Raw genomic sequence first — 7,260 nt, forward strand, 5'->3', positions numbered from 1 at the left:
GCGTTCCCCCCGTCGGCTTCCCGGGCCGTCAGCTCCTCGGCAGCGCGGGCAGCGGCCGTCGCCGCACCGGGAACAGCCGGACCGGGCGCCGGCTGCTCCAGCGCCGGGCCGCCAGCCTCGGCCAGATCACCAGCACCACCGGCAGCGCCAAGTACCCGAACCGCCCGGCCGGGGCGAGCATGAAGGCGATCGCGAGCCCGGCGGCCAGCAGGTCGGCCGCGGCGATCGCGGACACCGGCGGCCGGGCCAGCAGCCAGATCGCCACCCCGATCAGGGCCACCGTCATCAGCGACAGCGAGATCGCGTGCCCGGTCGGCCCGAAGCCGGCCAGCACCTTGCCCGGCAGCGGGCTGCCCGCCGGGGTGCGGATCGCCGTCATCCCGAGCGGGAAGCGCACCACCTGCTCGCGCAGCGCGTCCGCCTGGGCCAGCGCGGCGGGCAGGATCACCGCCGCGCTCGCCCCGACGCCGATCAGCGCGGTCCGGGCCGCGGGCCGCCGCCCGTAGAGCCGCCAGAGCAGCAGGACGGCCACCGGCAGCGCGGGCCAGGCCGTCCACTTCAGGGTGCAGGCCAGGGCGAGCACGAGCCCGGCGGCGACCGTGCGGTCCCGTTCGGCGAGCGCCATGGCCAGGCAGCAGACCCCGATCAGCGGCAGGTCCACCCCGCCGACCACCAGGGCGAGCGCGATCAGCGGCGAGGCGGTGAGGACGGCCAGCGGCAGCAGCGGCGCCCGTTCCCTGGACGGCCGCAGCAGCCGCCAGGCGGCCAGCAGGCAGGCGAGGAAGGTCAGCGCGAACCAGATCCGGGCGTCCCCGGCGACCCTCGCGAAGGCGGTGGAGTCGCCGAGCAGCTGCCGCGGCATCCCGAACAGGGACATCGCCGGCAGGTACGGGTTGTAGTCGGTGACCACCACCGGGTGCGGCAGGTAGGGGGTGCCGGTGGTGAGCAGCAGGTGGGCCGAGCGCTCGACCACCATGACCTCGGACTGGTGGCGGCCGTGCAGGGCGAGCAGCCCGAGCGGTACCAGGACGGCCCCGAGGAGGGCGACCGAGGCGGCGGCGCGGGCCGCGAAGCGGCGTGGCAGGGTCAGGCAGAGCACTCCGGCCAGGACGTAGGCGGGGGCCGCGACCATCCCCCAGAGCCGCTGGTTGGGCAGGTCGGAGACGAGCGGGAAGGCGGCGGCCCAGCCGGCCGCGATCAGGCAGCCGAGCAGGTGGACGGTCCGCATCGAGGCGAGCGTGGCGAGCCTGGTGGGATTCAACCGACCGGGCGTGGGCGGAAAGGTGCTCTCGACGCGCTGGCGGGGGAGCCGCCGGACGGAGAAACCGCGCGGCCGGCGTCCGGGGCCGGACGGCGCCTCGGTCGCGGAGGTCTGGGCCGGCGTTCTGCCGCGGCCGGTGATGCGGCCGCGCGGGCGGGAGTAGCCGGGCGTGCGGGTGCTCACCATGGTGGAAGGTTAGGGGCGGCGGCCGGGCCGTGTCGCCACGACGGCGGACACCGGACTGGCGTTGGCGTGAAAGGGCCGCCGGGTGCCGCGGCGGTCGGCGGCCCTTCACACGGGATTCGCCTCCGGGTCAGCCGGCGGCGCCGTCCGTGGGGGCGGACGGCTGCTCCGGCTGCTCCAGCCGGGAGTGCCTGATGCTGTAGCCGAAGTACACCACCAGGGCCACGACGAGGGCGATCGCGCCGGCCCGGAAGGTGTCGGCGTGCAGGCCGGTGATCAGGTAGACGCAGAAGCCGACGCTGATCAGCGGGACGACCGGGTAACCGGGCACCTTGAAGCCGCGCGGCAGGTCGGGCTGGGTGCGGCGCAGCACGATCACCCCGATCGAGACCACCGAGAAGGCCACCAGGGTGCCGAGCGAGGTGATGTCGGCCAGCACCCGCAGCGGGATGAACGCGGCCAGCGCGCCCACGCCGAGGCCGACCACGACGGTGTTCCAGACCGGGGTTCCGGTGCGCGGGGAGAGTTCGGCGAAGCGCTTGGGCAGCATGCCGTCGCGGCCCATGGAGTACAGGATGCGGGTCTGGCCGTAGATCACCACGAGGGTGACGCTGAAGATCGAGACGATCGCGCCGATCGCGAACAGGATCGCCGGCCAGCTCTGGCCGGTGATGTCCTGGAGGATCTGGGCGAGGCCGGCCTCCTGGCCCTGGAACTTGGTCCACGACTGGGCGCCGATGCCCGCCACGGCGACCAGGATGTAGAGCAGGGTCACCACGACCAGCGAGATGATGATCGCCATCGGCAGGGTGCGGCGCGGGTTCTTGACCTCCTCGCCGGCGGTGGACACGGCGTCCAGGCCGATGAACGAGAAGAAGATGCTGGAGGCCGCGATCTGGACGCCGCCGATGCCCAGCGGCATGAACGGGGTCAGGTTGCCGGAGTGGAAGCCGGTGAGCGCCACGCAGACGAACATCAGCAGGATCACGATCTTGGTGGCGACCATCACCGCGTTGACCTTGGCCGACTCGCTCACGCCGCGGATCAGCAGGACGCAGACCATGGCGACCAGCAGCAGCGCCGGCAGGTTGAACCAGTGGGTGGCGTCCGGCGCGCCGGAGAACTCCTCGGGGATCGTGAAGCCGAAGGCCAGGCTGAAGAACTTGTTCAGGTACTCGGCCCAGGTCACCGCGATCGCGGAGGCGGAGACGCCGTACTCCATCAGCAGGCAGATGCCGACGCCGAACGCCACGCCCTCGCCGAGGGTGGCGTACGCGTAGGAGTACGAGGAGCCGGAGGCCGGGATCGCGGAGGCCATCTCGGCGTAGCAGAGCGCGGTGAGCCCGGCGGTGATCGCGGCGATCACGAAGGACAGGATGACGGCCGGTCCGGCCGAGGGCACGGCGGTGTTCAGCACGAAGAAGATGCCGGTGCCGATGGTGGCGCCGATGCCGATCGAGGACAGCTGCCACAGGCCGATCGAGCGGCGCAGGTGGATGCCGGAGCGCCCGCCCTCCTCGGGCGCGCCGGCCGGGGGGACGTCGTTGCCTTCGGTCTCGGCGATCAGGGTCGAGACGGGCTTGCGTCGCAGCAGACGCGTGCCGAGGGTGTTGCTGGCCAAAACCGCGGTCCTTCTGAGCGGGGGAGGGTGCGTCGGCAGCCCTGCCGGGGGGGGATCATCGGGGACCAACCGAACGAACGTGGGGCAGTACCCGTCGAAAGCACCGGTATCGCAAACGAACAGTCCCAACCGGTTCATTGTACGGATGAATGCATAACAATGCACAAGTCGGTCCGTTCGCGACCGGAACATCGCCCGCTCGGCCGCGCCCTCACTCCGGCCGCCGGCCGGCCAGCGCCGCCACCCCCGCACCGGCCGCGGCCAGCAGCACGACCGAGGCCGGCAGGCTCCCCCAGGGCACCGCGACCTCACCGGTCCGGGCCGCCGACACCAGGCCGCGCACCGCCGCGTTGGCCGGCGAGGCCGGCACCACCAGCAGCAGCGTGGCCAGCGCCAGCGCCGCCGGGATGCCGTACTGCGGATGGACCAGCACCGGCCGGTTGGCCAGCGCCCCGGCCAGCACCCCCAGCAGCGCGCAGACCACCGAGGCCGCCAACCCGGCCGACACCGCCGCCCCGGCCCCCGGATCCTGCCGCGCCCCCGCGTCGGCCACCGGCCCGCTGGTCCACCACACCGCCGCCACCTGTCCGACCGCCAGCACCAGCGACACCGTCAGCGCCGCCAGCAGCGCGCCCAGGTGCACCCGGACCGGCCCCGCCGCCGCCACCAGACAGGCCCGCGAGGCCGACGGCTCCGCGCTCAGCACGCTGCGCACGTACCAGGCGCTCACCGGCAGCAGCACCCCCGCGCCGAAGCCGAGGCCGCCCAGCAGCGGATCGCCCACCGCCACCCCGATCACCAGCAGCAGCGCGTACGCCAGGAACGGCGGCAGCCAGGCGTGCGAGCGCAGCAGCAGCTCCAGGTGGTACCGGGTGAGCGCACCGACCCGCGCCGTCACCGCCCGCCCTCCGCCCGCCGCCGCACCGCGAGGACCCGGACGGCCGGGCGGCCCAGCAGCAGCCGGCGCAGCAGCGCGTCCGAGTGCGCGGCCGGCACGGCCAGCCGCACCGCCGTCCCGGCCAGCGCGGTCACCTCCGGCGATCCGGGCAGCAGCGGGGGCAGCGGGGCGCCGTCCGGGACGTCCACCTCGACCTCCATCACCGGGCCGTCCGCCACCGGCTCCACCGCCTCCTCCTCGACGGGCCGCAGCGCGCCGTCCGCGCCGACCCGGTACGCCGCGCTGGTCAGCCCGGCCAGCCGGGCCGGGTCGTGGTCGACGAACAGCACCGTGCCGCCCGCCGCCGCCCGCTCGGCGGCCGCCTCGTCCAGCACCGACCGGGCCTCCGGGTCCAGCCCCGTCCAGGCCTCGTCCAGTAACAGCACCCGCGCCTCCGGCAGCAGCGCCTGGGCGACCGCGACCTTCTGGCAGGTGCCCTTCGACAGCCGGCTCAGCGGCGTGCCCGCCCGGTCCGCGATGCCGAACCGGTCCAGCCACTCTCCGGCCCGCCGCCGCGCCCGCTCCGCCGACAGCCCGTGCACCCGGCCCACCCGCAGCAGGTAGGAGGCGGCGTCGAAGGGCAGCGCCGGCGGGAAGCGCTCGGGCACGTACGCCGCCGGCCCGGGCCGCCGCACCCGCCCGGCGCTCGGCCGCTCGATCCCGGCGGCCAGCCGCAGCAGCGTCGACTTTCCGCTCCCGTTCCGCCCGGCGATCCGCACCAACTCGCCCGGCCCGAGCGCCAGATCGACCCCGCGCAGGATCCACCGCCCCCGCCGGCCGTACCGCTTGCCGACCGCTGTCAGCTCCATCACGCCCCCCGCTCCGGTCCGTTGTGCACGGAAGGCTATCCATCCCGGATAAGGCCGGCGTGAACGAATTCCGCTGCCGCGCGCCGGAGTTCACGACCGAGCGGATCGAGGCACGATCCGGACTCGTTTCGCCACGACGAACTGATGCTCCCTAGGATCAACGGGTGAATACCGGACGACGACCACAGACCAGGCTCGGCAGCCTGCTGGCGGCCCTGGCGATAACGGGGGCCTCGCTGCTCCTCGGCCTGCCCGCCCACGCCGACGAACCATCAGCCGGGGCCGCTCCCGCGACCAAGGAGGCTCCCCGGGTCGACCTCGTCCTGGACGTCAGCGGCTCCATGCGGGAGGCGGACATCCAGGGCAAGAGCCGCATCTCGGTGGCCCAGCAGTCGCTGAACGAGGTGATCGACGCGCTGCCCGCAGAGACCGAGTTCGGCATCCGCACCCTGGGCGCGACCTACCCCGGCAACGACAAGACCCAGGGCTGCCAGGACACCAAGCAGCTCTACCCGGTCGGCAGGACCGACAAGGTCGAGGCCAAGACCGCCGTCGCCACCCTGCGGCCCACCGGCTTCACCCCGATCGGCCTGGCGCTGCGCGGCGCCGCCCAGGACCTCGGCAAGGGAGAGACCACCCGCCGCGTGGTGCTGATCACCGACGGCGAGGACACCTGCACCCCGCCCGACCCCTGTGACGTCGCCCGCGAGCTCGCCTCCCAGGGCATCCACCTGGTCGTCGACACCCTGGGCCTGGCCCACGACGACAAGACCCGCCAGCAGCTGCTCTGCATCGCCAACGCGACCGGCGGCACCTACACCGACGTCCGCACCCAGGAGCAGCTCACCGACAAGGTGAAGCAGCTGGTCGACCGCTCCAACGACACCTACACGGTGACCCCGGTCAAGACCACCGGCACCGACAAGTGCGAGAACGCCCCGGTGCTCGCCCCGGGCGTCTACACCGACCGCGAGAAGTTCTCCGAGCACCGCGTCTACAAGGTCCCGGTCAAGTCCGGCCAGGAGCTGCGCGCCTCGGTCAGCGTGGCCCTCGACCGCCCGGTGGCCAGGGACTACGGGGTGCTGCTCCAGGCCACCAGCGCGGCCGGCCAGGAGCTGGTCCGCGGCACCGACGCGGGCAGCGGCCGCACCGACGTCGTCTCCACCGGCCTGCGCTGGTCCACGAACGACTCCAAGGGCTACGTCACCGCGAGCCCGACCGCCACGTCGAGCGCCAAGCCGGAGACGACCGTCTGCCTGGTCGTCAGCAACTCGCTGGCCCCGCAGACCGGCGTCCTGGCCGACCCCGGCCTGCCGCTGGAGCTGACCGTCGACCTGGCCTCCTCCTCGCCCGCCCCGGAAGGCGCCGCGATGGGCCTCGGCCGCGGCTGGATCCTGCTGCTCACCCTCACCCTGGCCGGCCTGGCCTTCGGTCTGGTCTTCGGCTGGATCGCGCGTTGGCGCATCTCCGTCTGGCGGGAGAACTGACCATGCGTACGACGATCCGCGGCGCCCTCGCCGCTCTCGCCCTGCTGCCCGCCCTGGCCCTGAGCGCCCTGGGCGCCCCGGCCGCCTCGGCCGCCTCGCCGTCCCCCTCGGCCAGCGCGAGCGGCGCCCCGGCGCCCGCCACCAAGGCCGGCACCTCCTTCCTGACCGCGGTCAACCTCTCCCCCGGCCAGGACGCCAACGTCGCCGTCTCCACCGGCGACTACCTCTACTGGGCGTTCGGCGCCTCCGAGGGCCAGACCCCGACGGTCGGTCTGACCGTCAACCTGGCTCCCTCGACCGACCGGCACGGCCCGCAGACCTGGTCCGTCGAGGTCTTCGACGGCCTGCGCCGCCGCCAGTCGTGCACCGCCGGCACCCAGAACGCCACCGCCGAGCAGGCCGCCACCACGCTGACGCTGGACTGCACCCTGCGCGAGGTCCGCACCTGGGCCGAGCCCTGGTCCGGCGATCCGCTGCCCGGCACCTACTACGTGCGGCTGTCGGTCAGCGACGTCCCGCAGCCGGACCTCGGTCTGGCCTCCTCGGTCCGGCTGCACGTCGCCGCCAAGGGCGACGCCGACAACGCCCAGCCGGAGGGCGGCGAGCTGAAGGCCCCGCTGGTCCCGCCGGCCGGCGGCGGCGCCAGTACGGCCAAGGCGGCCGCCCCGGTGGCGCAGGAGGAGCACTGGTACACCGGCTGGTTCTCCGGCTGGAACAGCCGCTGGTACTGGACGATCGGCGGCGGCTGCCTGGCCGCGCTGGCCGGCGTCCTCGGCTACAACCTGACCCGGCACCCGCGCGGCCACCGGCCCGGCCACTACGGCGCCGTCCCGTCCCAGGGCTCCCACCCGGGCGGCCACTACGCCGGCTCGGACCGCCCCTGAGGCGCGCCCCCGAGAAAGCCCCGGAGGGGCCGGCCGGACGTCGTTCCGGCCGGCCCCGCCCCGACGCCGACCGCGGTC

General features: G+C 74.3%; 6 protein-coding genes. 2 read left to right on the forward strand and 4 right to left on the reverse strand.

The window, feature by feature from the left end:
* Window positions 1-28 precede the first annotated feature (28 nt).
* The 4 genes from ACFRMQ_RS35575 to ACFRMQ_RS35590 all read right to left on the reverse strand — a co-directional run bounded on the left by ACFRMQ_RS35575 (window position 29) and on the right by ACFRMQ_RS35590 (window position 4,811).
* A complete protein-coding gene (locus ACFRMQ_RS35575) occupies window positions 29-1,447 on the reverse strand; it encodes a glycosyltransferase 87 family protein (RefSeq protein ID WP_380734948.1) in 1,419 nt (472 codons plus the stop codon).
* A 127-nt stretch (window positions 1,448-1,574) separates the two neighbouring features.
* Window positions 1,575-3,065: an amino acid permease gene (locus tag ACFRMQ_RS35580; RefSeq protein WP_380734949.1), complete on the reverse strand. Its 1,491-nt coding sequence runs from the start codon at window positions 3,063-3,065 to the stop codon at window positions 1,575-1,577.
* Between the two features lie 211 nt (window positions 3,066-3,276).
* On the reverse strand, window positions 3,277-3,963 hold the full coding sequence (locus ACFRMQ_RS35585; protein ID WP_380734950.1) for an ABC transporter: 687 nt from the start codon (window positions 3,961-3,963) through the stop codon (window positions 3,277-3,279).
* A complete protein-coding gene (locus ACFRMQ_RS35590) occupies window positions 3,960-4,811 on the reverse strand; it encodes an ATP-binding cassette domain-containing protein (RefSeq protein WP_380734953.1) in 852 nt (283 codons plus the stop codon). Before ACFRMQ_RS35590 ends, ACFRMQ_RS35585 begins: the two co-directional genes overlap by 4 nt.
* Window positions 4,812-4,975: 164 nt before the next feature.
* Here ACFRMQ_RS35590 and ACFRMQ_RS35595 point away from each other — a divergent pair, with 164 nt between their 5' ends.
* Together ACFRMQ_RS35595 and ACFRMQ_RS35600 are read left to right on the forward strand one after the other, a co-directional pair.
* On the forward strand, window positions 4,976-6,298 hold the full coding sequence (locus tag ACFRMQ_RS35595) for a VWA domain-containing protein (protein ID WP_380734951.1): 1,323 nt from the start codon (window positions 4,976-4,978) through the stop codon (window positions 6,296-6,298).
* Between the two features lie 2 nt (window positions 6,299-6,300).
* Window positions 6,301-7,182 (forward strand): peptidase, encoded by an 882-nt coding sequence (locus ACFRMQ_RS35600; protein ID WP_380734952.1) that lies wholly within the window; start codon window positions 6,301-6,303, stop codon window positions 7,180-7,182.
* Window positions 7,183-7,260 lie beyond the last annotated feature (78 nt).

The organism is Kitasatospora sp. NPDC056783, from assembly GCF_042789895.1.
In the GTDB taxonomy this organism is placed as follows: Bacteria; Actinomycetota; Actinomycetes; order Streptomycetales; family Streptomycetaceae; genus Kitasatospora.